The 22,123-nt window shown below is 73.3% G+C and carries 20 protein-coding genes and 1 pseudogene; 9 read left to right on the plus strand and 12 right to left on the minus strand.

What is annotated here, in order from left to right; translation table 11 throughout:
• The 6 genes from ACFRCG_RS32170 to ACFRCG_RS32195 all read right to left on the minus strand — a co-directional run.
• A partial coding sequence (locus tag ACFRCG_RS32170) for a biotin carboxylase N-terminal domain-containing protein (protein WP_380038097.1) occupies nucleotides 1-147 on the minus strand: 147 nt, incomplete at its 3' end.
• Between the two features lie 301 nt (nucleotides 148-448).
• Nucleotides 449-1,048, minus strand: coding sequence for a potassium channel family protein (locus ACFRCG_RS32175; RefSeq protein WP_380037938.1), 600 nt, complete (start codon nucleotides 1,046-1,048; stop codon nucleotides 449-451).
• Nucleotides 1,049-1,133: 85 nt separating this feature from the next.
• Nucleotides 1,134-2,510: a chloride channel protein gene (locus ACFRCG_RS32180; protein WP_380037941.1), complete on the minus strand. Its 1,377-nt coding sequence runs from the start codon at nucleotides 2,508-2,510 to the stop codon at nucleotides 1,134-1,136.
• A gap of 133 nt (nucleotides 2,511-2,643) precedes the next feature.
• Nucleotides 2,644-3,051, minus strand: coding sequence for an SHOCT domain-containing protein (locus ACFRCG_RS32185; RefSeq protein WP_380037946.1), 408 nt, complete (start codon nucleotides 3,049-3,051; stop codon nucleotides 2,644-2,646).
• A gap of 271 nt (nucleotides 3,052-3,322) precedes the next feature.
• A complete protein-coding gene (gene dmpI / locus ACFRCG_RS32190) occupies nucleotides 3,323-3,505 on the minus strand; it encodes a 4-oxalocrotonate tautomerase DmpI (RefSeq protein WP_380037949.1) in 183 nt (60 codons plus the stop codon).
• A 112-nt stretch (nucleotides 3,506-3,617) separates the two neighbouring features.
• Nucleotides 3,618-4,535 carry a LysR substrate-binding domain-containing protein gene (locus ACFRCG_RS32195; RefSeq protein ID WP_380037951.1) on the minus strand — a complete coding sequence of 306 codons (918 nt, stop codon included), beginning with the start codon at nucleotides 4,533-4,535 and terminating at the stop codon, nucleotides 3,618-3,620.
• Between the two features lie 210 nt (nucleotides 4,536-4,745).
• On the opposite strand from ACFRCG_RS32195, the gene ACFRCG_RS32200 reads away from it, so the two are divergent.
• On the plus strand, nucleotides 4,746-6,179 hold the full coding sequence (locus ACFRCG_RS32200; RefSeq protein WP_380037953.1) for a pyridoxal phosphate-dependent decarboxylase family protein: 1,434 nt from the start codon (nucleotides 4,746-4,748) through the stop codon (nucleotides 6,177-6,179).
• Nucleotides 6,180-6,330: 151 nt separating this feature from the next.
• On the opposite strand, the gene ACFRCG_RS32205 is transcribed toward ACFRCG_RS32200, so the two are convergent.
• Nucleotides 6,331-7,776: an MFS transporter gene (locus ACFRCG_RS32205; RefSeq protein WP_380037955.1), complete on the minus strand. Its 1,446-nt coding sequence runs from the start codon at nucleotides 7,774-7,776 to the stop codon at nucleotides 6,331-6,333.
• Nucleotides 7,777-7,913: 137 nt separating this feature from the next.
• Between ACFRCG_RS32205 and ACFRCG_RS32210 the strand changes: the two genes are divergently transcribed.
• The 3 genes from ACFRCG_RS32210 to ACFRCG_RS32220 all read left to right on the plus strand — a co-directional run bounded on the left by ACFRCG_RS32210 (nucleotide 7,914) and on the right by ACFRCG_RS32220 (nucleotide 9,701).
• On the plus strand, nucleotides 7,914-8,525 hold the full coding sequence (locus tag ACFRCG_RS32210) for a TetR/AcrR family transcriptional regulator C-terminal domain-containing protein (protein ID WP_380037958.1): 612 nt from the start codon (nucleotides 7,914-7,916) through the stop codon (nucleotides 8,523-8,525).
• Nucleotides 8,526-8,700: 175 nt separating this feature from the next.
• Nucleotides 8,701-9,195 carry a MarR family winged helix-turn-helix transcriptional regulator gene (locus tag ACFRCG_RS32215; RefSeq protein WP_380037961.1) on the plus strand — a complete coding sequence of 165 codons (495 nt, stop codon included), beginning with the start codon at nucleotides 8,701-8,703 and terminating at the stop codon, nucleotides 9,193-9,195.
• 44 nt (nucleotides 9,196-9,239) lie between these two features.
• Nucleotides 9,240-9,701 carry a cupin domain-containing protein gene (locus ACFRCG_RS32220; RefSeq protein ID WP_380037963.1) on the plus strand — a complete coding sequence of 154 codons (462 nt, stop codon included), beginning with the start codon at nucleotides 9,240-9,242 and terminating at the stop codon, nucleotides 9,699-9,701.
• Nucleotides 9,702-9,728: 27 nt separating this feature from the next.
• Here ACFRCG_RS32220 and ACFRCG_RS32225 read toward each other — a convergent pair whose 3' ends face one another.
• Nucleotides 9,729-10,781, minus strand: coding sequence for an RNA polymerase subunit sigma-70 (locus ACFRCG_RS32225; RefSeq protein ID WP_380037965.1), 1,053 nt, complete (start codon nucleotides 10,779-10,781; stop codon nucleotides 9,729-9,731).
• A 501-nt stretch (nucleotides 10,782-11,282) separates the two neighbouring features.
• Nucleotides 11,283-12,590, minus strand: a complete 1,308-nt coding sequence (locus ACFRCG_RS32230) for a sensor histidine kinase (RefSeq protein ID WP_380037967.1) — start codon at nucleotides 12,588-12,590, stop codon at nucleotides 11,283-11,285.
• Nucleotides 12,591-12,973: 383 nt separating this feature from the next.
• Between ACFRCG_RS32230 and ACFRCG_RS32235 the strand changes: the two genes are divergently transcribed.
• Nucleotides 12,974-13,627 carry a hypothetical protein gene (locus tag ACFRCG_RS32235; protein ID WP_380037969.1) on the plus strand — a complete coding sequence of 218 codons (654 nt, stop codon included), beginning with the start codon at nucleotides 12,974-12,976 and terminating at the stop codon, nucleotides 13,625-13,627.
• A 205-nt stretch (nucleotides 13,628-13,832) separates the two neighbouring features.
• Here ACFRCG_RS32235 and ACFRCG_RS32240 read toward each other — a convergent pair whose 3' ends face one another.
• A complete protein-coding gene (locus tag ACFRCG_RS32240) occupies nucleotides 13,833-15,326 on the minus strand; it encodes an amidohydrolase family protein (RefSeq protein ID WP_380037971.1) in 1,494 nt (497 codons plus the stop codon).
• A 192-nt stretch (nucleotides 15,327-15,518) separates the two neighbouring features.
• Here ACFRCG_RS32240 and ACFRCG_RS32245 point away from each other — a divergent pair.
• Both ACFRCG_RS32245 and lnt read left to right on the plus strand, forming a co-directional pair.
• Nucleotides 15,519-15,842, plus strand: a pseudogene (locus ACFRCG_RS32245) (winged helix-turn-helix domain-containing protein); the annotation flags it as partial.
• A gap of 462 nt (nucleotides 15,843-16,304) precedes the next feature.
• A complete protein-coding gene (lnt, locus tag ACFRCG_RS32250; RefSeq protein ID WP_380037974.1) occupies nucleotides 16,305-17,990 on the plus strand; it encodes an apolipoprotein N-acyltransferase in 1,686 nt (561 codons plus the stop codon).
• Nucleotides 17,991-18,072: 82 nt separating this feature from the next.
• Here the strand turns inward: lnt and ACFRCG_RS32255 are convergent, their stop codons facing one another.
• On the minus strand, nucleotides 18,073-19,500 hold the full coding sequence (locus ACFRCG_RS32255) for a lamin tail domain-containing protein (protein ID WP_380037976.1): 1,428 nt from the start codon (nucleotides 19,498-19,500) through the stop codon (nucleotides 18,073-18,075).
• Nucleotides 19,501-19,865: 365 nt separating this feature from the next.
• Here ACFRCG_RS32255 and casB point away from each other — a divergent pair, with 365 nt between their 5' ends.
• Nucleotides 19,866-20,447: a type I-E CRISPR-associated protein Cse2/CasB gene (gene casB / locus ACFRCG_RS32260; RefSeq protein WP_380037978.1), complete on the plus strand. Its 582-nt coding sequence runs from the start codon at nucleotides 19,866-19,868 to the stop codon at nucleotides 20,445-20,447.
• Between the two features lie 92 nt (nucleotides 20,448-20,539).
• On the plus strand, nucleotides 20,540-21,088 hold the full coding sequence (locus ACFRCG_RS32265) for an O-acetyl-ADP-ribose deacetylase (RefSeq protein ID WP_380037980.1): 549 nt from the start codon (nucleotides 20,540-20,542) through the stop codon (nucleotides 21,086-21,088).
• Here ACFRCG_RS32265 and ACFRCG_RS32270 read toward each other — a convergent pair.
• Nucleotides 21,085-21,837 (minus strand): hypothetical protein, encoded by a 753-nt coding sequence (locus ACFRCG_RS32270; RefSeq protein WP_380037982.1) that lies wholly within the window; start codon nucleotides 21,835-21,837, stop codon nucleotides 21,085-21,087. The genes ACFRCG_RS32265 and ACFRCG_RS32270 overlap by 4 nt on opposite strands.
• Between the last annotated feature and the right edge of the window lie 286 nt (nucleotides 21,838-22,123).

Raw genomic sequence — 22,123 nt, forward strand, 5'->3', positions numbered from 1 at the left:
GCGCACGAAGGTGGCCGTACGGTCGACGTCGGTGTACAGAGCGACGGTCTCGATCCGGGTGCCGGTCTCCGCGGCCAGCTCCCGGACGGCGTGGATGAGCCGCATCGCGGCCTCCCCGCGATTGACGATGGCGACACGACTGAACACCCGACCGAACCTCCTGCAAACCAACGATTGCGCTCGCCGCGACGATGCGGCGACCCCCGACAGTGTTCACCATTTCGTGAACCGGTCGGCAACGCCATGTCGCGGGCAGTGCACACTGAGCGGCGCCAGTTGTAGGAAACATCCAAAAGGGCCGAACACCCCCGACACGACCGGGGCGGATCCGACGTGCGAAAGGTGCCGGTTTCCGAGGTTTGGTCCCTGGCTTGAAGTACACGGTGGATGTGGACTTCGATACATGCGCCGGCGAGGGGCGCGCCCGGACCCGTCCCGTCGGACGGGACTAATCGACGGTGTCGGCGGCGTCGACGTGGGCATCGGGGGCCGCGGGCGTCGATTGGCGGCGCAGGCCCTGTTGTACCGCGCCCAGTACCACCCGGGCGATCACGCCGACGGCGATCAGGTTCACCACCATCTGGACCATCGCCACCACGCGCGCGCCCTCGCTTGTCGGGGCGATGTCGCCGAAGCCGACGGTGGCGAAGACGGTGAGGGTGAAGTAGAGGGCGTCGGTGCGGGTGAGCGTTTCGGTGAAGGAGTCGGGCCGGTCGCGGCCGATGACGAAGTAGGTCGAGGCGAAGAGCAGGAGCAGGAACGGCAGCGAGACGGCCAGGGCCTCGACGGCGCGCAGGCGCGGCCGCTCGGCGTGGGCGATGACGTTCACCTGCCACACCACGAGGGTCGCGAACACGACGAGTCCGACGGCGAGTCCGATACCGGTCGCCGGGTCCAGACCCCGGTCCAGCGGCAGCACGTAGTAGAGGACGAACAGCAGGGTCGACGAGCCCAGCGCGCGCAATCCGCCGAACAGCGCGACGCGGCGCGCGGTGTGGACCGGGGCGAGGTGTTTGGTGGCGCCTTCGGTCGGGCCGTCGAGCGTCACGATCCGCCTCCTCGGGGCTCCTCCTCGCGGCACACTCTAGATGGGCCTATGGGAGATATCGGAGCAAAACTCTGCGTGTCGCGAGTCAGGACGGGTCGGCCGGCGCCGGAGCGGGTGGGCGGGGTGCCCACTTGGCGCGGGCCAGTTCGCCGACGACGAAGGCGACGACCGACGCGACGACCAGGACCGGCACCTGGTCCGTGCCGTGATCGCCGAGCAGCAGTACGGCGAGCACGGTCGCCGAGACCGGCAGCCGCAGTGTGGCCGAGGCCGCCGCCGCCAGACCCACCGCGAGCCCCGGCAGGGTGCCGAATCCGGGAAGGTCCTGGCACAACAGCGCGGTGGCCGCGCCGAGCAGCAACACCGGGAAGATCGGCCCGCCGCGTAGCGAGCCGAGCGAGACGCACCAGGCGAGCCCCTTGCAAAGGACGAGCATGAACAGCGCGGACGTCGCCCACGAATGCGGGTTCGCCGCCAGCGTGGCCAGCGTCGACTGTCCCGAGAGCGCCGCCTCCTCGGGCGAGCGGCCCGTGCTCGCCGCGTATCCGGCCACCAGCGCGCCGACCACGATCGCGCACATCACGATCCGGCGGCTCGGGTGTCGCGTGGTCCAGTCGGCGACGTGGCGACCGAGCGTCATCAACAGAGCCACCCCGCAGCCGATCACCGCCGCCAACGGCACGCCCCACAGGAAATCGCCCGCCCGCAGCGACTGGCTCGGCGGCAACGACGGCAGCGCCAACCCGCCCGTGGCCAGGCCGCTCCAGGCGCCGAACCCGGTGAACACCACCGCCCCGACGCCGCTCGCCAGCAGACACGGCAGGATCAGCGCGGTCAACCGGGGCCCGCCGAACCCCGCCGCCTCGATCAGCAGTACGGCCGCGACCAGCGGGCTGCCGAACACGGTGGCGATCGCCGCGGCGGACCCGGCCGCCGCGAGCACCGCGACCATCTCGGGCGCGGCGGCGCGCCGGGCGCCGCGTACGGCGGACAACGCGAGGCCGCTGCCGATCGCCATCAGCGGGCCCTCCGGGCCCAGGACCGCGCCGAACGACAGGCACGCCAGCGCCGCGACGACCACGCCGGGCAGCGCCGACGGCAGGACGGGCGGGCCGCCGAGCCCGTTTACGGGCAGATGCCCGCCGGCCCCGGGCAGCCGGGCGGCGACCCCGGCCACCACCAGACCGGCCACGGTGAGCAGGGGCAGCGGCCACCACCACGGCGCGACGGAGTAGCCCATCTTGTGCGGCAGGTGCTGCCACAGTCCGTTCTGCATGGCGTGTTCGAGCGTGACGAAGCCGAAGGCGGCCAGCGAGATGGGAACACCCACCACGGCCGCGACCAGCAGCAGTCGCAGATAGCCGGGTGTGCGCAGAACCTCGGGCAACCCCCGCGTCGCGGGCGCGGGGGTTGCCCGGTCGGGTGGATCCGGTGGTGGCTCGGGTGGGGTACTCAAGGTCACTCCGGGGGTGGCGGCAGCGGAACGGCCATGCCCGTCCATGAGTACACACGGTGACCGCCGCCGCACCTCGGAGTGATTCGTTCGGGTCGGTCGGGGCGGGCTCGGGCGCGCCTACGCGCGCGCCCGGCGTGGCTCAGCCGAGCACCTTCTGCTTCGCCTGCTGGAACTCCTCCTCGGAGATGGCGCCGTTGTTCCGCAGATCGGCGAGCTTGCCGAGCTGTTCGACCGGACTGGCGCCCCGGTTCGTCTCGCCCGCGGAGCCGGCCGCGTCGCGGATGTACGCCCGGACCGCCGCGTCGTTCTCCTTCGCCTGGGCCAGGTCGCGCCCGCTCATCGACCGGCCGCGCACGATCAGGTAGACCAGCACGCCCACATAGGGCAGCACGATCGTGAACACGAGCCAACCCGCCTTGGCCCAGCCGCCGAGGTCGTGGCTGCGGAAGATGTCGGTGATCACCCTGAACAGCAGGAAGAACCACAGCACCCAGAGGAAGAGCCACATCATCGTCCAGAACACGTTCAGCAGCGGATAGTCGTCCACGGGAACTCCACTCCTCGCAGGGCTGCGACCGGCGTCGTCGACACACGGACGCGGGGGTTGCGAGCGGGCATCGATACGGGCTCGCAATTCAGACTTACCACCGCTTTCCGCTACCGGCATCCCGTGCCGCGCCCGCGGCATCTCCTGCCGGGCCCCTGGGTTTGCGATCGTGGCCGGCCGGGTGCCGGACGCCTGCGGCCGCTGATCGAAGTGCCCGACCGGCCGATCCTCGACGGCGGGCGCCGACGGGAGCTTCGGGGGCCTTTCGGCGCTACTTGTCGGCGGTGAGGGTTCCCGCGGCGCCCCAGCTGTCCGTGGGCGTCTCGTGGATCCAGACCTGGACCGCCTCGGCCGGGATCTCGTACGCCTCGACCATGGCGTCGGTGAGCCGGCGGACCAGATCGCGCTTGAGTTCGACGCTGCGCGGGCCCTGCTGGACGGTGATGACGGGCACGACGGCCTCCTTCGATGCGCCGCCGCCCGGTGGTTCCGGGCCGCTGTGCGGCGTGGGACCACTCCATCGCAGGTCGCGGCGCGGACCCAGGGGCAATCGACACCGAAAGTGATCACGAATCGTGATGAGTGCCGAGCGTGGGCGGGTCCTCGTCCTGGGCCCGGCACGCTTCCAGGAGCGCGGCGAGGCGGCGGGCGGGGGCGTCGGGGCGGACCGCCAGGTACGTCTGCATCGTCGGCACCGGGGCGGCGAACGGGCGGAAGACGGTGCGGGTGGTGGACAGGATCGCGGCCTTGCTCGCGTAGAAGACCGTCCAGGTCGGCGGCCCGGCGCCGATCGCGGCCAGGGTGTCCTGGTCGGTGGTGAACGTACGCCCCACCACCGGCTCGAACCCGGCCGCGCGACACGCGCCGACGAGCAGGTCGACCAGGTGCGGATTGTGCTCGCGGGGGACGATGCGCAGCGGCAGCGCGGCCAGGTCCGCGAGCGCGACCTCGGCGCGATCGGCCAGTGGATGCGCGGCGGGCAGCGCGACCACCAGCGGGTCGCGCCACACCGGCACCAGGTCCAGGTCCGGCGCCCGGTCCACTCCGCGCACCAGCGCCGCGTCCAGCGTGCCCTCGCGCACTTGGCGCAGCCGGTCGGCCGGCGGCAGGCTGACCAGCTCCACCGCGGTCTGCGGGGCGCCCTCGGCCAGTGCCGCCAACAGCCGATCCAGTCGGGTGCCCAGCCCGACGTTGGTGCCCAGGCGCAGGGCCGCGGCCTCCTCGGCACGCAGGGCGGCCATCGCGGCCAGGCCCGCGCGTTCGGCGGCGAGCAGCGCGCGGGCGTGCGGCAGGAACGCGTCGCCCGCCGCGGTGAGTGTGACACTGCGCGTGCTGCGGTCGAACAGGGTCACCGCCAACTCGCGCTCCAGGCGCCGGATCTGTTGGCTGACCGTGGGCTGCACGATGTGCAGCCGCTCGGCGGCCCGCCCGAAGTGCAACTCCTCGGCCACCGCCACGAAGTACCGGATCTGGCGCAGCTCCATGCCCCGTGCCTCCGCACCGCGCGTCGTTCGTGATCGTCGACGAGTGTACGAACCCGGGCCGCCCGGAGCCGGGCGGCGCGGTCACACGGATGCCGCAGGGGCGGGCATGATCGCCGCCCGGCCGGGAACTCTCCGCACCCGTCCGCACGCGCGATGGCGGGGCGTCCGCGGCGTGGAGCGGGCGCCGGCCGTCGTATCCGGAGGCACACCATGGACACTCGTCGCCGGCTGACCGAGGCGTTCGACACCGTGTCCGCGTGGGCCGACGCCCATCGGGAGGTCCCGCCCGACGGGCGTGCCGGAGACCGGTTCGAGGCGCACCTGGCCGCGCTGGCCGAGCATCTGCGCGGCGGCCGGCCGTTCCCGCACCCCGCGTACGCCGGGCACCCGGTCAAGCCGCCGCACCGGGCCGCGGTGGCCGGTCGGCTCGCCGCCTCGCTGGTCGGGCCCGAGGACCGGGTGTTCGACGGCGATCCGACCACGGTGGCGCTGGAGGAGGAGGTGATCGCCGACCTCGCCGCGATGCTGGGGCTGCCCACCGCCCACGGACACCTCACCTCCGGCGGGGCCACGGCCAACCTGGAGGCCCTGTGGGCGGCCCGCGAGGCGCACCCCGACCTCGGCATCGCGCACGGCGCCGACATGTACCCCGCGCACGAACGCATGTGCGCCGTGCTGCGCACCCCCGCGTACCCCGTGCCGACCGACGCGGCCGGGCGGATGGACCCCGACGCGCTGGAGCGGGAACTGCGTCGGGAGCGGGTCGGCACCGTCGTGGTCAGCGCCGGCACCACCACCCTGGGCGCGGTCGACCCGATCGCCGACATCCTGCCGCTGTGCCGGGAACGCGGGGTGCGGGTGCACGCGGACGCCGCCTACGGCGGGTTCTTCACGCTGCTCGTGGACGCGGACGAACTGCGCGCGACGCCCGCCGCCCGGCATCTGCGCGCGCTCGCCGAGTGCGACTCCGTGGTCGTCGATCCGCACCGGATCGGCCTGTACCCCTCCGGTTGCGGTGCGGTGTTGTTCCGCGAGCCGGTGACCGGGGCCGGCGGGCGGCGGGATCCCCTGGCGGGCGACTTCTCCTCCGACGTGCCGCGCCCGGGCGAACTCGGCCTGGACCGCGCCCGCCCCGGCGCCCTCGCCGCGGCCCTGTGGTTGACCCTGCGCGCCCTCCCGCTCAGCCCCGAAGGGGTCGGCTCGGGGCTCGCGGCGGGTCTGCGCGGCACTCGGCAGTGGTGCGAACTGATCGAGGCCGAACCGGAGTTGATGCTCTTCCAGCGACCCGAGCTGGACATCCTGACCTATCTGGCGCTCACCGGCGAGCGGCACCCCCGGATGTCCCAGGTGGAGGCTTCCAGCGGGCACATCCTGCGGGCCGGCACCGCCGGTGCCGAACCCCTCGCGCACCCGAGCCACCTGAGCACGCTCTCGGTCCGGGTCCTGGACTTCCTGCGCCGCCACCCCCGGGCCGTCGCCGACCGCAACCGCACGCGGGTGTTGCGCAGCGCCCTCCTGGACCCCGCCGCCGAGTCGCGTGTGCACGACCTGCACGCCCGGATCACCGCGCTGGCCGCCGCGGCGCCGCGCCGGGCGAGCGGCCCGGACGCGGGTGCGGCGGAGCCGGTGACGGCGCCGCCGTAGCGGGTGGCGGTACCGCCGTCGCGCCACGTACGGGCCCTCCCCGCCGGGCCGGCCGGCCACCGGGACTCGGACCGGGCGCGGGGCCGGCCGGTGCGATCCGGGTGACGTGTCGGCGCGGGTGTGACCCCGGCGGGGAGGGCGACTTCGGGCGTCAGGGACGCGGGGGGCGGGGCAGGAGCAGGGCCAACGGGACGACGAGCAGGATGAGGAACCCGTCGACCGCGAATGCGGTGTGGTAACCGTCCAGCACGGCCGCCGGGTCGGTCGGGGAGTCCTGGGCGGCGACGGTCACCAGGACGGCCAGGCCGAGCGCGCCGCCGAGTTGGCGGGCGGTGTTGAGCAGGCCGGACGCGGCGCCCGCGTCGCGGGCCTCGATGCCGGCCGTCGCGGCGACGGTGACCGGCAGCAACATCAGGCCCACGCCGGCGCCGGCCACGACCGAGCCGATCACAAAGCGCACCGGGAAGCCGCCGTCGGCCGGGAGCCAGGCCAGGAACAGCACACCCACGGCCGCCGTCACCGCGCCGCCGGCCAGCAGCGCGCGCGGGCCGAGTACGGCGATCAGGCGATGCGCGGCCATCCCGGCGGCGAGCATCGTCACGGTCAGCGGCACCATCGCCCCACCCGCGCGCAGCGCCCCGTAGCCGAGGATGCCCTGGAGGTAGAGGGACATGAAGTAGAGCGTGGCGGTCATCGCGGAGCCCAGCACGAGCATCATCAGGTTGCCGAAGCGCAGCGCGGGCAGCCGCCACATCTTCAGCGGCACCAGGGGGCGGACCGCGGCGCGTTCGATCAGGACGAACGCGACGGTGCACAGCGCGGCGCCGGCGAACGTGCCCAGGACGCCCGGCGAGGTCCACGAGTGGGTGGTGGTGCGGGAGACGGCGTAGCCGAACAGGCCGGTGGCGCCGGTGACGGCGAGCGCGCCGCCGACGTCGATCCGGCGCCGCTCGCCGGGGTCGGCCGCCGGGGTGGGCGCGAGCCCGAGGCCGGCGGTGAGCAGCAGTGCGACGCCGACGGGTGCGTTGACCAGGAAGACCCAGCGCCAGCCGAACTGCTGGGTCAGCACCCCGCCCAGGACCAGTCCGGCCGCGGCGGCGACACCCCCGGTCAGGCTCCACAGGGTCAGCGCCCGGCCGCGGCGGATCGGGTCGTGGGCGTAGCCGGCGGCGATCAGGCTCAGGCCGTTCGAGGCGAGCGCGGCGGCGCCGAGCCCCTGGGCGACCCGGGCCACCAAAAGGGTCGTGGTGTCCTGCGCCACGCCGCCGAGCACGCCGGCGGCGGTGAAGATCAGCAGGCCGGCCTGGAACATCCTCTTGCGGCCGAACAGGTCGCCCGCGCGGGCGGCGACCACGAGCAGGCCGCCGAGGGTGATCAGGTAGGCGTTGACCACCCACTGCTGCCCGGTGTCGCTCAGGTCGAGCGAGGCCCGCAGGTCCGGCAGAGCCACCGTGACGATGGTCGAGTCGAGCACGACCATGAACTGCGCCACGCAGGCGACCAGGGCGATCACGTCGCGCCGGGCCGGGCGGGTCGGGCGTGGGGCGGGTTTCGCGAGCGGGGGCGCGGCGTCCGGTCGACCGGGACTGTTCGCCATGGGGACTCCTGGGAGGTGGTGGATAGCATGAAGGCGGATGGAAACACCGTTCACCGTGAACGCTGTTCACAGTGAACGTTGTTCACGTTAGGATCGGATCACGAGTGCTGTCAACGGCACGGAAGCGGGAGTTCTCGATGTTGCGACGGCCGGACGTGGTCAAGGGCGCGCTCGACCTGCTCGACGCCGAGGGGCTGGACGGCCTCACCATGCGCAAACTCGGCACCGCGCTGAACGTGCGGGCGGGCGCGATGTACCGGCACTTCCCGAGCAAGGAGGCGCTGCTCGACGCGATGGCGGAGCAACTGCTCGAAGGTGTCGCGGCGCCGCTGCCGGAGGCGTCCTGGGACGAGCAACTGCGGGTGCTCGGCGACCGGTTGCGCGGCGCGCTGCTCTCCCGGCGGGACGGCGCGCGGGTGGTGGCCGGCACCTACGTGCCGGACGCCAACACCAACGCCACCGGCCGGTTGGCGGTGGAGGTGCTGTGCCGCGCGGGCCTCGCCCCGGAACAGGCCGGGTGGATCACGTTCGCGATGTTCTACTACGTCCTCGGCCACACCATCGAGGAGCAGGCCCAGTCCCGCCTGGCCGAGTCCGACGACTGGGCCGCGCGCCGGGCCGCCGCGGGGCCCGAGAAGTCCGCCGCGTTCGAGAAGGCGATGTCGGCGCTGGTCGGTGCCGACCCGGCGGAACGCTTCGCCTACGGCTTGGACGTCTTCCTGGACGGCATCGCCCAACGACTGACCTGACGCCCGAGCCGGGCGGTCGAGGGGTTCACGGCGTTTCTCCCCGCCTGCCCGAACGGCCCCTCGATGGATGGGAGTCGTGGATGCGGGCGGGCGTTGACCCGGGTTCCGGCTTGTCTCGCCGTACGGGTTCGGTATTGTGAACTTGTTGTTCACCGGTTAACTATTAGGAGCGGATGTGCCGCTTTCCCTGGCGGAGGTGCGGGCGCGGTGGGCGGCGGAGCATCCCGGGCTGGATACGTCGCCGATGGAGATCGTCGGGCTGATTCGGCGGATCCATCTGTTGCACGAACGGGCGTTGCGTCCGCTGCACGAGGCCGCGCCGGTGACGCCGCCGGAGCTGGATCTGCTCATTCCGCTCCGGCACGAGCCCGGGCCGGTGATCGCCCGGCGGCTCGCGGCGAATCTGGGCATCTCGCGTGTGGCGGTGAGCAAGAGCCTGGCCCGGCTGGAGGAGCGCGGTCACATCCGACGTACGCCCAGCGCGGTGGATCGCCGGTCCGTGGAGGTGGTCATCACCGACGCGGGTCGGGCCGCCGTCGACGCGCTCTTTCCGCGCCTGTTGGCCCGCGAGGTCGAACTGCTGGCCGGGCTCGGCGAGGACCGCGAAGCGGTCGTCGCCGCGTTGACCCGGCTGGCCGAGGTGTTGGCGGCCGCCGATCCGGATCGGTGACCGCCCCCTCGCATCCGTACCCCTTCCAGAGACGGGACTTTCTCATGACGGACGAACGATTCGTCAAGCTCCACCCGGGCGAGCGGCGACCCGGGCGAGTGCCGCTGCCGCCGCCCTTCCGGGTGATGGCGCGCACCGAGGACACCGAGGGACGCCTGTCGGTACTGGAGGTGACCCTGGTCCGGGACATCCCGCGACACACCCACCACCGCGCCGACGAACTGATCTACGTGCTGGAGGGCGAACTCGGCGTGCACTTCGACGGCGAGGACACCTCCGTGCCGGCCGGGTCGTTCGTCCTCCTGCCCAAGGGAGTTCCGCATGCGTTGAGTCGGGTCGGCCAGGCCCCGCCGCGGGTGCTCCAGATGTCCTCGCCCGGCGGGTGGGAGTGTTTTCTGGAGGACATGTTCGAGGCCGGCCCCGACGTGCTGCGCGCCGACGGCGCGCTCGACCCGGACCGGATCAACCCGATCGCGGCGCCGCACGGCATCGAATACGAGGTCTGACGAGGACGCCTCGGCGCGCGGGCCGGGTCAGTGGCCGGCGACGCGGCCGGCGCACTCGTGATCGGCGGTGCCGACGTCCGGGATTGCGCCGAGGCCGATCGTGGTGAGCAGTTCCGGGCCGAAGGTGATGATTTCGGTGATCAGGCCGTCGTCGATGCGCAGTACGTCGAGGGTGGTCGCGGTGAACACGCCCAACCCCGGCCGGCGGACGTAGTGACCCACCGCGGGCCGGCGGTTCATCGCCAGCGGCAGCGCTTCGCGCTCGGCGTGCCCGGGAACGTCGGTGGGGATGGGCCGGCGCGTGTCCACGATGGCGCGGCGGCCGGTGTACACGAGCCGGGCCGGGGGGATCGCCTGGCGGGCGTCCGCGTGCAGCAGCGCGGCCAGTGCCGCCGGGTCGGCCCGGCGGGACGCGGTGACGTAGCGCTCCAGGCACGCGCGTTCGGCGGCGTCGGGCCCGGTCGGCCGGTCGCGGTTCGCCGCGTGGCGGTCGGGCAGCTCCTCGCGCAGGGTTCGTCGGGCCCGTTGCAGGGCGCTTTTCACGCCCGCGACGTTCATGCCCAGCGTGTCGGCGGTGTCCGCGGCCGGCCGGCGCACGACGTCGCGCAGGATCAGCGTGGCGCGTTGGCGGGGCGGGAGGTGCTGGAGTACGGCCACGAAGGCCGGGTCGACGGTGTCGCGGTCGGCGGCGGCCCCGCCCTCGAGCTCGTCCGGGAGGGGCTGGAGCCAGGTGACCTCGGCGAGGGCCGAACGCACCGGCTCGCCCGCGCCGTTCGTGGCGATCGCGATCTCCCGTCGACACCGCGCCGGGGAGGCCAGCGCGTCCAGGCACGCGTTGGTGGCGATCCGGTACAGCCAGGGCCGGAACGGCGTGTGCGCGGTGAACCCCCGGCGCGCCCGCCAGGCCCGCACCAGGGTCCGGTCGAGGACGTCCTCGGCGTCGGTGCACGAGCCGAGCATGAGATAGCAGTGCACGCGCAGATCGTTGCGGTGGTACTCCGCCAGTCGTACGAACGCCCCCTCGTCCTCGGCCCGAACCGCTGCCAGGACCCCGCGCGCTACATCGTCGGACGTACTCACATCAACCTCACAGCCTCCGCCGACCCCCCTCGGAGCGCCGAACGGTCCAGTCGCGAGCCCGATTTCCCGGCACGCGGCCCCCGCCCCCGACATCCGGGACGCACGGCCTGCGCCCGGGAGCCGGTGGGCCGGCGGGACCGCCGAAGCCGTCGGGACCACCCGGCCGGGCGGTCGACCCGGCGGGCGGCGGTCTGCGCCGCGCCTGCCGGCAGACCGGCACCCGGCGGCGCCGACGGTTCGATGCGGACGGAACTCCCCCGTGTGAGCTCCGGTCGGGCACACCGGGGGACGGCGGCCCCCAGGTACCGACCGCCCACCGGTGTATGCGCACGACGGTAGGCAACCGACGCCTGTCCGAGCGTCAAACGCTCGGTGGGGATTCGGGGAGTACCAGGGATGCAGAGGTGGGCCGCGACCGTCAACCAGCGTGGTAGGCAAGCCCGGGCGTTCCGGGACGTATCCGTCGCGCTCCGGGCGTTTCGGCGTGCCGCTCGCGCCCGTTCAGCCGCGCCAGTCGGGGCCCTTCGACGGCAGTGGCACGCTCGCGAACACCCGGAATCCGCCGCCCGGGCGCGGGCCGACCTCCAGCGTCCCGCCGTGCAGCGCCACCCGCTCCCGCATGCCCGTCAGGCCGTAGCCGCCGACCACGCCCGTCGCGGGGATGTCGCCCGCGCCGTCGTCGACCACCTCGATCAGGATGCGATCGGGCAGATGCCGCACCTGGACGCACGTGCGCGCGTTGCCCGCGTGTTTGCGGGTGTTGGTCAGCGCCTCCTGGACGATCCGATACAGCGTCAGACCCGTGGCCGGGGGCAGCGGTTCACGCTCGCCGTGCTCGCGGTACTCCACCGGGAGGCCGGCCGCGCGGGCCTCGGTGATCAGTCCGTCGATGTCGTCCATCCCGGGCTGGGGCTCGGAAGGTGCCTGCTCGGGACCGTCGTCGCTGCGCAGTACGCCGAGCAGTTGGCGCATCTCGCGCAGCGCGGCGCGCCCGGACGACTCCAGGGTGAACAGCGCCTCCCGGGCGGTGTCGGGCTGACGTTCGAGGGTGGCCCGGGCGCCGCCGGACATCAGGTACATCGTGGTGATGTGGTGCGCGACGATGTCGTGCAACTCCCGGGCGATCCGCCGGCGCTCCTCGGTGACGGCCCGATCGGCGAGCAACTGCCGGTTGAGCGCGACCTGGCCCTGCCACTTGGCGGTGCCGAGTCCGACGCCGACGATCAGGAGGGTGGCCAGCAGGTCGGCGCCGACCATCCGGACGAACGTGTCGGAGTCGTACGAGTCGCGCAGCGCCTGGACGGCCAGCGCGGCGCAGCCTGCGATCCAGAGGTCGCGGGTACTGCCGAAGCGGGCCACGGTGTACAGCGCGACCAGAAGGGCGCCCCCGTAGGAGTGTGTGGTCGCGGTAGTCGCCACGACCAGGCAGCTCTGGAGGGCGACGACCGCGGCGAGCACGCGCATCGGATGCCGGCGCCGCGCGGGCAGGATCATGGCGGCGACCAGGGCCAGCGCGATGCCGACCGGTACGCGCCTGGGCTCCATGCCCTCGTCCGGGACGAGGTAGGCGAGGGTGTCGATCACGCCGGCGGCCAGCGATACGAGCAGGTTGACGCGGTGCCGCACCAGGAAGGCGAACGCACGGTTGGCCCGGAGCCGCTGCCAGGCTGCGGCGCCGGGCTTCGCGACGGTGCGCCGGCGGTGCGCGGGTGCGCGTGGATCGTGCCTCGCGGCACCCTCCGTCGCGCGCGGTGGGGCGGCGGCGGGTGTCGGCGCGAGGGCCGCCGCCGGGCCGTGATCGGACCCCATGCTCGGGTCTCCTTCGATTGTGCAGGTGGACGGTGAGCGTGGTGGGTCGGGGGCGGGTGGGGGCGTGGCGCCGCGGGGCGAGTGCCGCGCGGGCGCCGGGGCGCGAGTATGGAGCTTCCGTTCCATTTCACCGCCCTCGGCGGCCTCGGCGGGCCGTTCGGCAGACGATCTCGACCCGGGACCCGGGTCCGGCGTCGATGCCTGACCGGGACCGAGGTCCGGGGTCGGGGTCATCCCCGGGAACGACGGGGGTGGGAGGAATCCGGGCGGATCGGGGTGGGGCAGGGATGCGGCGGGCCCGGTCGCCGCCCACCGCCGCCCCGGCGTCCTTCCTCGGTGTCGTTTCGGTGCCCGCCGAAGTGTTTCCGAGCCACGATGACCGCATGACGCCGCGAAACCACGCCCTGCTCACCGACCCCTCCTACACGATGCCGGTCGTACCCGACGCGGCGCCCGCGGGCGTCGCGTGGTTGCGCGCCTCGGTCGCCCGGTTCAGCGCCGGCGCCGTGCACGAGCGGCGACGGGCCCTGGTCGTCGCCGACCTGGACCGGATCGATCCGCGGCACCTCCGGGAGCGGGCCGCGCGGGACGGCCGCGGGCCGGTCGAGGTGTTGGCCGAGGCGCTGGGCCTGCCCGGTGAACTCGCCGCGAGCATCGCCGCCGACGTCGCGGTGGTGGCGACGGCCTACCAGCCGCACACCGCGATCACCGCCGAGGCGGACCGGGCCGTGGCGCGCCTGGTCCGGGTGTGCGGCGGCGTCGCCGACGAGGCCGTCGCCAACCGCATCGGCCTGCTCGTCCAGGCGTGCGACGCGACCAAGGCCCTGGTCGCACACCTGGCCTCCGGCCGCACCGACCCCCCGGTCCCACGCACCCGCCGGGTGGCACCGGACGGAACCATGGTCGAGATCGACCTCACCGAGACCCCCTACGGCCTCGGCCCACACGCCTGCCCCGCCCACGTCCACGCCCAATCCCTCGCATCAGGCCTACTCGAAGCCCCCGCCCCACAACCCACCGGGGCCAACCCGACCTGACCCCCACCGGCGCGTCGACGCCCCCGACCCCGAGCGAGGGGCCGCATTTTTGCGGAGGAGCGAAGCGGGGGAGCGGAAAAGTGGTGCCTCGCGAGCCGGCGCGGAGCGCCCAAAAAGAAGCAACGTTGCCGACACGAATCCGTCCCTCGGCAGGCTCACGCCGCGACCGGGGCCCGCGCGTCCGACGCCCCCGCCCCCGTCGGACTCACGCCCGTACCGGCCTCCCCGGCAAGGCGTCCAGGCACAACGCCCCGTCCTGGACCACCGGTACGCCGCCGACCAGGACGTGTGCGAAGCCCAGCGACGGACGTGTGCTGTGTTCGTATGTCGCCCGGTCGGTGACCGTATCCGCGTCGAAGACGATCAGGTCGGCGTCGCAGCCGACCTGCACCCGGCCCTTGCGGCGCATCGCGGGCACGCTGTCCTGGAGGATCCGCGCGGGCCCGAGGCTGCTTCGGGAGACCGCTTCCAGGAGGGTGAGCGCGTCGAGCTCGCGGACGTAGCGGCGCAGCACCTTGGCGAACGTGCCCGCAGTGCGCGGGTGGGTGACCGCCGTCGGGGGCAACGGCCAGGCCAGCGGGTCGGGTTCGCCGTTCGTCCAGGTCAGCGGCATCGCGTCGGAGCCGACGACGGTCGAGGGGTGGAGCAGGGCCCGGTCGATCAGGCCCTGTTCGAACGGGTCGGCCTCGTTGAGGAAGTGCGCGATGGCCAGACCCGCCGGATCCTTGGCGCGCACCTCGCGCAGCCGTTCGGCGTTCGCCATGCGCTCGCCGGTGGCGGCGTAGACGATGCCGTCGGGGGTGAGGCCGGTGGCGGCGAGCAGCTCGGGGGCGAGGAAGGCGGCGCCGATGGCGGTCATGCCCGCGCCGTACGGGTACGCCTCGGTGGAGATCCGGCCGCCCTCGGCGCGGGTGTCGTCCATCAGCCGCATGACCGCGTCGCTGTGCCGCCGCGAGGTCGAGGTGATGTGGCAGAAGTGCGCGTGTACGCCGGTCTCCGCCGCGGCGCGGGCGATCTCCTGCGCGCCGTCGATCGCGACGTCCGGGAACTGCTCGACCAGGTCCCGGGCGTGCGTGTAGGTGGGGCGGCCCGATTCGGCGGCCAGGCGGGAGACGGCCAGGTACTCCTCCGGCCGGACCCGCGGCGCGTAACCGACCACGACGCCGATCCCGAGGGCGCCGGCGGCCAGGTCGAGGCGGAGGAGTTCGAGCATCTCGTCGACCTGGGTCCCACTGGCCTCGCTCTGCCATGCGGGGTTGCCGAGCAGGCCGAGGGCGACGTGCATGCCGCCGCCGTGCGGGAGGCCGCCGACGGCCGCCATCCGAGCCTGGCACCACGACGCGGAGAAGCCGTAGTTGAGCGGACGGCCCTCGGCGGCGGCCTGGCGGTAGCCCTCGTCGACGGGCGAGAGGCCGGCTTCCAGGTCGAGCGCGGTGGTGACGCCGTCCATGGCCTGGAGCCGGTGGCCGGCCACGTCGTGCGAGTGGCTGTGCATGTCGATGAAGCCGGGCGCGACCACGAGGCCGCGCACGTCGATGGTGCGCCGGCCGACCAGCGGGCGCGCGGACACGGCGGTGATCGTGCCGCCGGTCACCCCCACGTCGGCGAGGGCGTCGTGCCCGGTCTCGGGGTCGAGTACGCGACCACCGCGCAGCACGAGGTCGTGGGTCTGGGACGGTGGCCCGGCGGTTCGCGTCATGGGCACACGCTAGGAAGCCGCCGGGTGCGCGGCGTTGTCCGCGGCGCCGAAATCTTCCGCACGACTTCGTGGCCGGGTACAACGCGGGCCGAGGCGGCGATGTGCCGGACTCGGGGTCCGTCCGGTTGGATGGGACGGTCGAACGTTCGATTCAGTGGTTGCTTGATTCAGCGCGTGCTGTACCGTCTACGCGTGCATACGTACGAAGAGGACGGGCCTGCCGTCGTGGTGGACGCCGCCGCGCTGGCCCGGGTGGGGACCGCGCTCGCGGACGAGAGCCGGCGCCGGTTGTTGCTGGCGCTGTTGGCGGCGCCCGCGTACCCGTCGGAACTGGCCGAGCGGCTGGGGCTGACCCGGGGGAACGTGTCCAACCACCTCTCACGCCTGCGGGACTGCGGGCTGGTACGCACGGTCGCGGTGGGCCGCCGAGTGCGGTACGAGCCGGCCGACCCCAAGCTGGCCCACGCGCTCGCCGACCTCGCGGCGCTCCTGCCTCCGGCAGAAGTGGAGCGGACGCCGGACGGCTCGCCGGATCGAGACGGCTCGGATCCCTCGGATCCCCCGGATTATTCGGATCGCCGGGGTCGTTCGGTCGACGATGCCGACGACGCCGACGATGTCGACGGCGCGGCGATACCCGCGGGGGTGCTTCGTGGTTGAGACGCACGGTGGGAGCGCCCGCCGCCACGCTCCCCGCCGGGCCTTCTCCCGCCCGGCGTCGTTCCGGCCGGCCGGCGCCCCCTTCGGACGGGTTCCGGGCCTGCTCGGCGTGGATGTCGTCGCTGGTCGGATTGCCCGCCTGTTTGTTCGGATCGTTCCGCGGATCGCCCTACGCGCCGCCCCGAGTTCAGCCGAGGAGACGCCGATGTCGGTTCCGGTCGGGAAGGTTCCGCCGCCCGTGATTGTCTGGGGATTCGACGACGGATGGCCGTTGTGCGCGGCCGTCGGTCGCTCGGGGCTTCGGGCCGGGTGGGCGGCATGACGGCGGTTCGGGTTCAGGTCCAGGGTGCGGTGCAGCGGCGGTTGCGGACCTGGGCCGGGGCGATCATGGCGGCGTCCGGTGGGCTGTTGCTCGCGCTCGCGTTTCCGCCGGTCGGGTTGTGGCCCGCCGCGGCCGTCGGGCCGGCGCTGTTGTTGGCCGCCATTCGGCATCGGCGGGCCAAGGTGGCGTTCCGGCTCGGGACGTTGTTCGGGCTGACCTTCTTCATTCCGCTGCTGTGGTGGCTGACCAACCTGGGCATCCTGCCGTGGCTGGCGCTGAGTGTGGCTCAGGCGTTGTTGCTCGGGCTGCTGTGCTGCGTCGTGCCGACGTTCGCCCGGCTGCCCGGATGGCCGCTGTGGGCGGCCTGCTGGTGGGTGACCACGGAGGCGGTGCGCTCCCGGGTCCCGCTCGGCGGCTTTCCGTGGGGGCGGCTCGGCTTCAGTCAGGCCGACGCGCCGACCCTGGGCTGGGCCTCCGTGGCCGGCGCTCCCGGCGTGAGTGCGGTCGTCGCGCTGACCGCCGCCTTCCTGGCCGCGCTGCTCACCGCGCCCCGCGCGTACCGTGTCCGGTTCGGCGCGGGCCTCGTGGTGGCCGGCGCGCTCGCGTCGAGCGGGGTGTTCCTGCTGCCGAGTACGCACGGCGAGCGCACCGCGAAGGTGGCCGTCGTCCAGGGCAACGTGCCGCGCGCCCGCAACATGGAGGAGCAGGCCCGGGTCCAGCAGGTCGCGGAGAACCACATCGCCGCCACCCGCGAGCTGGCCCGCGACATCAAGCTCGGCAAGGCCCCGCAGCCCGACCTGGTCCTGTGGCCCGAGAACGCCACCGACCGCGACCCGCGCACCGACGTCGGCCTGCGCGAGGGCATCTCGCTCGCCGCCCGCGAGGTCGGCGCGCCGATCGTGGTGGGCGCCATCCTCGACGCCTCCCACGACCGGATCCGCAACACCAGCCTGCTGTGGTTCCCCGACACCGGCCCGGGTCGGTACTACGCCAAGCAGCAGCTGGTGCCGTTCGGCGAGTACATTCCGCTGCGCGACCTGATCGGCGGCCTCGGCGACCTCCAGCTGATCCCGCGCGACTTCGTCGCCGGCTCCGGACCGGTGCGCCTGGACGTCGGCCCGATCCACCTGGCCTCCTCGATCTGCTACGAGGTCGCCTACGACGGCCAGGTTCGCGGCGCGGTCCGCACCGGCGCCAACCTCCTCGCCGTACCCACCAACAACGCCACCTACATGCGCAACGGCAGCCTCGCCGAGCCGAAGCAGCAGTTGGCCATGTCCCGGCTGCGCGCCGTCGAACACGGCCGGTCGGTACTGGTCGCCTCCACCACCGGGATCAGTGCGGTCGTCGCCCCCGACGGCACGATCGTGAAGTCCACGGACCCGTGGACGCGCACGGTGCTCAACGCGACCGTGCCGCTGCGCAGCGAGACCACCCTTGCCACGCGCCTGGGTGAACTGCCCGAGGGCGGGCTGGTGTTGATCGCCGTGGCGGCGATGGCCGAGGGCATCCGCCGCAGCCGGCGCGACCGGCGCGACGCCACTCCCGCGACGGCGACGGCCGGCGACGCCGCGCGGACCGCGGACGCCGGCGCCGACTCGGCGACCGTGCCCGCGACGGCGCCCGACACCGCGTCGGTGCCCTCCGCCGCCGCTCCCGAGGGTGCGTCCGGGGAGCGCTGAAACCGGCGACGGCGCGGGGTGGGTGGTTTCTCGGTACCTCTTCGTACCGAGGCCACCCGCCCCGCGCCGCGTTCCGCGCCCGCTACGGCGTGCAGTTCAGCGTGCCCGCGCGCAGCGCGTGGCCGCCGTCGTTGTCGTCGTCGGACCAGACGACGGGCTTGCGGCCGGACACGCAGGTCGTCTGCGGGGCGATGGCGAAGCCCTCGTTGTTGTAGTTCGACAACCCCGTGGGGCGGTTGTACCCGGCGGTGATCGCGAAGCGGCCCTGGGCGTCGATGCCGAGGGTGGTGCTGCGGCCCTGGCAGGTGTTGTCGCAGACCGCCCACAGCCGACCGGTCGCCGGCTCGAACTGCAGCTCCATCACCGCCGGGAAGCCGCTCGCGAAGGTGGCGACGCGGTGGTATCCGCCGCCGGTCCGGTCGAGTGCGTAGGCGTATACCGTGCCGTTGGCCTCCAGGCCGACGAAGAACAACCCGCTCCCGTGGTCGGGGTAGGCGGCCGGGTCGTAGGCCGCGCCGGTGTGTTCGTCCCGGAAGCCGTGTCCGGTGAGGAAGGTGTCGGGGATCCAGGTGATGCCCTCCAGGCCGCTGTTGGCCTCCACCGCGGGCAGGTCGGCGGTCAGGTTCCACTCGGCGGTCGCGTTCAGTGCGCCGGCCGTCGAGGAGGTGTCGAAGCGGGCGATCTTCGGCAGGCTGACGCCGCTGTCGTCGTTGTCGCGCTCGGTGGCGACGAACAGGCCGTCGGGGGTGAAGGTCACGCCCTCCGCGTCGGGATCGCCGCTGCCGTTGCGGTAGTTCAGCGCCTTGCCCGAGGCCCAGCCGCCGGTCGGATCCGGGCGCCACTTGCCGCCGGTGTCCGGTACGAGGCGGTACAGCGTGCCCGGACCGTTCTTCACCGCCCACAACACGCCGGCGTCCTGGAAGGACAGGCCGCTGAGGTTGCCGCCGAACACGTTGGAGCCGTCGGCGACGGTGACGGTGCCACCGCCGGGCCAGCCGGCCCACGAGGTGGGGCACGAGTTCGGCGCGCCCTTGGTCGGCGCGGAGGTGGTGGTGAACGAGCCGGTGCCGTCGGCGCAGCGGCCGTACGTCGTGCCGGCATGCGAGGTCCACGTGTACGAGTCGACGAGGGTGGTGCCGCCGGGTCCGAACAGCCGGGCCGAGTCGGAGCTGCCGAGACCGAAGGACGACTCGACGTCGAGCGCCAGGTAGCCGCCGGCGGGCAGCGAGGTACCGGCGGCGATCGGGTAGGTGTGCGCGTCGTCGTTGTCCTTGACGACCCACCCGGACAGGTCCGCCGCGGCCGAGCCGGTGTTGACCAACTCGACCCAGTCGCCCGGCGTGCCGCCGTTCGACTCGACCTCGTTGATCCGTACGACGGCCTGCCCGGCGACCTGTGCCTGCGGCTGTGTCCGCGTGTGGGCGGACGCCGGCGCGCCCGATAGTCCGAGGGCGACGAACGACAGTGCGGCTATGACGAGTTGCGCTCTTCCAGGCAAACGCTTTCGCACGATGGCCAGTCCTTTGCTCGGGGATCGGCGGCGAGCGGCGCACTCGCCCTCGGATCGAAGCATGGGGCACATCGGCGGCGGCGCGCTGAACACTTTACGAACGTCGTGCGAAGCACACCGGGCGGGTGTTCGGCGCGGCGGGCCCGGTCCATGACCGTCCGTCACAAAACGGCGGCCCGGTTCGTCATAACGGTGATGGAGCGGGATTGCCCGGGCGTGGGGATGCACCCGGGCGGGCACTTCCCGGTCCGTTCCGAGTCCGTTCCGAGTTCGTTCCGATGGATGACCGCACCCGCCCGTCCCGGCGCCCGTCCGGGCGTCGACCCCGAGGAATCGATCATGCACCTCACGACGAATCGACCACGATGACCGCGCCGCCGATTCCGCGCGTCTCCGCGTATTGGGCGCCGTGGGAGCACGCGTTGCACACGTTCCTGGCGCGGGTCCACGGCGATCGCCGGTTGGCCGCTCGATTCCTGCCGGCCGCGGTGGCCGAGCCGCCCGGGTCCGCCGTGGAGGCGATCACCGTCCACCTGCCCGTCACCCTCGAACGCCGCCTGGCCGCCCGGGCCGTGCGGCACGCGGTCGCCCTGTACGCGGCGCACCAGGGCTCCATCGCCGGCGGCCTGCACCGCCCGGACGGCACCTCGATCGGCGCCGCCTGCCGCGACCTGGCCCGACTGATCGCGCCCGACCGCACCCTGGTGCAACGCCGCGAACGCACCCGCTTCGACGGCGCGGTCGAGGCCGAGAACCTGGACGAACTCTCCACCCGCCTACACCCGTTGATGGCGGAACTGGGCCGCCGCCGGATCGCCCTGGACCACGTCCGCCTGGCCAAGGACCTGCTGTGGTGGGAAACCCCGGTCGGCCGCCGCTACACCCGAAACCGCTGGGAGGAGGACTTCCACGACCTGACCCCACGACTCCCGCACCACGAGGACTGAGCACCCCCTCGGCACACCGCGATCCCCGACTCACCCGCCCACCGGTCGACTTCCCGATCCGCCACCGGGAAGGCCGCCGGCATGATCGGGCCATGACTGTGATCGAGATCGTGCGGGGTGACATCACGCTCCAGGACACGGACGCCATCGTGACCGCGGCGAACGAGTCGTTGCTGGGTGGCGGGGGCGTGGACGGGGCGATCCACCGGGCGGCGGGTCGACGGCTCGCGGCCGCGGGGGCCGAGATCGGGCCGTGCGAACCGGGTGACGCGATGGCGACGCCGGCCTTCGACCTGTATCCGCCGGTGCGCCACGTGATCCACACCGTGGGGCCGGTCTGGGAGGGCGGCGACCTCGGCGAGGCCGAGATCCTGGCCTCCTGCTACCGGCGTTGCCTCGAGGTCGCGGACGAACTGGGCGTGCGGAGCGTGGCGTTCCCGGCGATCGCCACCGGCGTGTACGGATTTCCGGCGGAGGAGGCCGCGCGGATCGCGGTGGCGACGATCATGGGGGCGTCGAGTGCCGTGGAGCGGGTGCGGTTGGTGGCGTTCGGGCGGGAAGGGCGGGATGTACTGGAGGCGGCGTTTGCCTTGGTTGGTGGAGCGTCCGCGTCGGGGGCCGGCGCCGAGCCCGAGGCTTAGACGAGGGGGCGGCGGGGGGTTGTCGGCCAGGAGTGGTGGGGGAGTGGGGTTGGGTCTATCGCGAAGACGCTGCGGCCGGAGGTGGCTTCGCCGACACCGCCGCGTTTGATGACGCGGTAGTGGATCTCGGCGCTGCTGCCCTCGCAGGCGCGTACCCGGTCCAGGGGGATCTGTGCCGAGCCGTCGCCCCGGGCGCGTTCGACGGTGAAGCGGGTCTCGAATGGCTCGACGCCGGACGGTCGTGGGGTCCAGGTGACGACGACGGTGTCGCCGCTGTCGACCGGGACGTCGTCGTACGGCACGGTGACGGTCGCGCCACGCGCGTCGAGTCGGTCCAGGCTGATGTGTCCGTTGCTGGCCTCGGTGACATCGGCGAAATCGAGCAACGGCGGGTATTCGCTGACGCATTCGACGACGGCGCCGCTGGGTGCCTCCAGGGTTCTGCCGTCCGGTTTGATCAGCCGGTAGGTCACCTGCACGGCGGCGCCCGCGCTCCAGCAGACCTTGGCGTGCGGGAGCGTGACGTAGACCGCGCCGACCCGCGCGACGGCGGTGTGTACCTCGAACGCCCCGACGAGGGTGGGGGATCGCGGCGCCCACGTCACCACGAGGCCGTCCCCGGGCCCGCACACCGCCGCCGGGGCGGTGATCCGTACGGTCAGGTCGCGCCGCCCGTGTCGATCGAGATCGACACGATCGTCGACGGCGTCGCACACATGCGGCGGTGCCAACAGCTCGCAAACGGACATGGCGAAGGTCCCCTCCACGAACGAAGATCACACGACGGCCACTTCGCAGCGTAGCCAGGAAAACATCCGGTAACACCTCGTTGCCGGGATGAAGATGCCAGGTCGAGATCTTGGGTGTGGTCAGGGCTTCGTCGGGTCGTCACACGCGTGTTCCCCTGTCTCAGGGGGTTCGCGGGCCGGGGCCCCTTCCAGTACGTCTTGACGATCGGGCGCGGCAACGGAGTCACCCGACGGAACCCACGGCCACGGCAGCGGTCGCGCGTGCGGGCACGACTGCGGCCGGGGA

Origin of the sequence: Embleya sp. NPDC056575 (assembly GCF_042793325.1) — a bacterium.
Classification (GTDB): Bacteria; Actinomycetota; Actinomycetes; order Streptomycetales; family Streptomycetaceae; genus Embleya.

What these genes read in the sequence shown, in the direction of transcription:
- ACFRCG_RS32195 (WP_380037951.1), bottom strand. Translation starts at nt 4,535, where the DNA reads ATGGAGCTGCGCCAGATCCGGTACTTCGTGGCGGTGGCCGAGGAGTTG.
- ACFRCG_RS32200 (WP_380037953.1), top strand. Translation starts at nt 4,746, where the DNA reads ATGGACACTCGTCGCCGGCTGACCGAGGCGTTCGACACCGTGTCCGCG.
- ACFRCG_RS32205 (WP_380037955.1), bottom strand. Translation starts at nt 7,776, where the DNA reads ATGGCGAACAGTCCCGGTCGACCGGACGCCGCGCCCCCGCTCGCGAAA.
- ACFRCG_RS32210 (WP_380037958.1), top strand. Translation starts at nt 7,914, where the DNA reads ATGTTGCGACGGCCGGACGTGGTCAAGGGCGCGCTCGACCTGCTCGAC.
- ACFRCG_RS32220 (WP_380037963.1), top strand. Translation starts at nt 9,240, where the DNA reads ATGACGGACGAACGATTCGTCAAGCTCCACCCGGGCGAGCGGCGACCC.
- ACFRCG_RS32230 (WP_380037967.1), bottom strand. Translation starts at nt 12,590, where the DNA reads ATGGGGTCCGATCACGGCCCGGCGGCGGCCCTCGCGCCGACACCCGCC.
- ACFRCG_RS32235 (WP_380037969.1), top strand. Translation starts at nt 12,974, where the DNA reads ATGACGCCGCGAAACCACGCCCTGCTCACCGACCCCTCCTACACGATG.
- ACFRCG_RS32240 (WP_380037971.1), bottom strand. Translation starts at nt 15,326, where the DNA reads ATGACGCGAACCGCCGGGCCACCGTCCCAGACCCACGACCTCGTGCTG.
- lnt (WP_380037974.1), top strand. Translation starts at nt 16,305, where the DNA reads ATGACGGCGGTTCGGGTTCAGGTCCAGGGTGCGGTGCAGCGGCGGTTG.
- casB (WP_380037978.1), top strand. Translation starts at nt 19,866, where the DNA reads ATGACCGCGCCGCCGATTCCGCGCGTCTCCGCGTATTGGGCGCCGTGG.
- ACFRCG_RS32265 (WP_380037980.1), top strand. Translation starts at nt 20,540, where the DNA reads ATGACTGTGATCGAGATCGTGCGGGGTGACATCACGCTCCAGGACACG.
- ACFRCG_RS32270 (WP_380037982.1), bottom strand. Translation starts at nt 21,837, where the DNA reads ATGTCCGTTTGCGAGCTGTTGGCACCGCCGCATGTGTGCGACGCCGTC.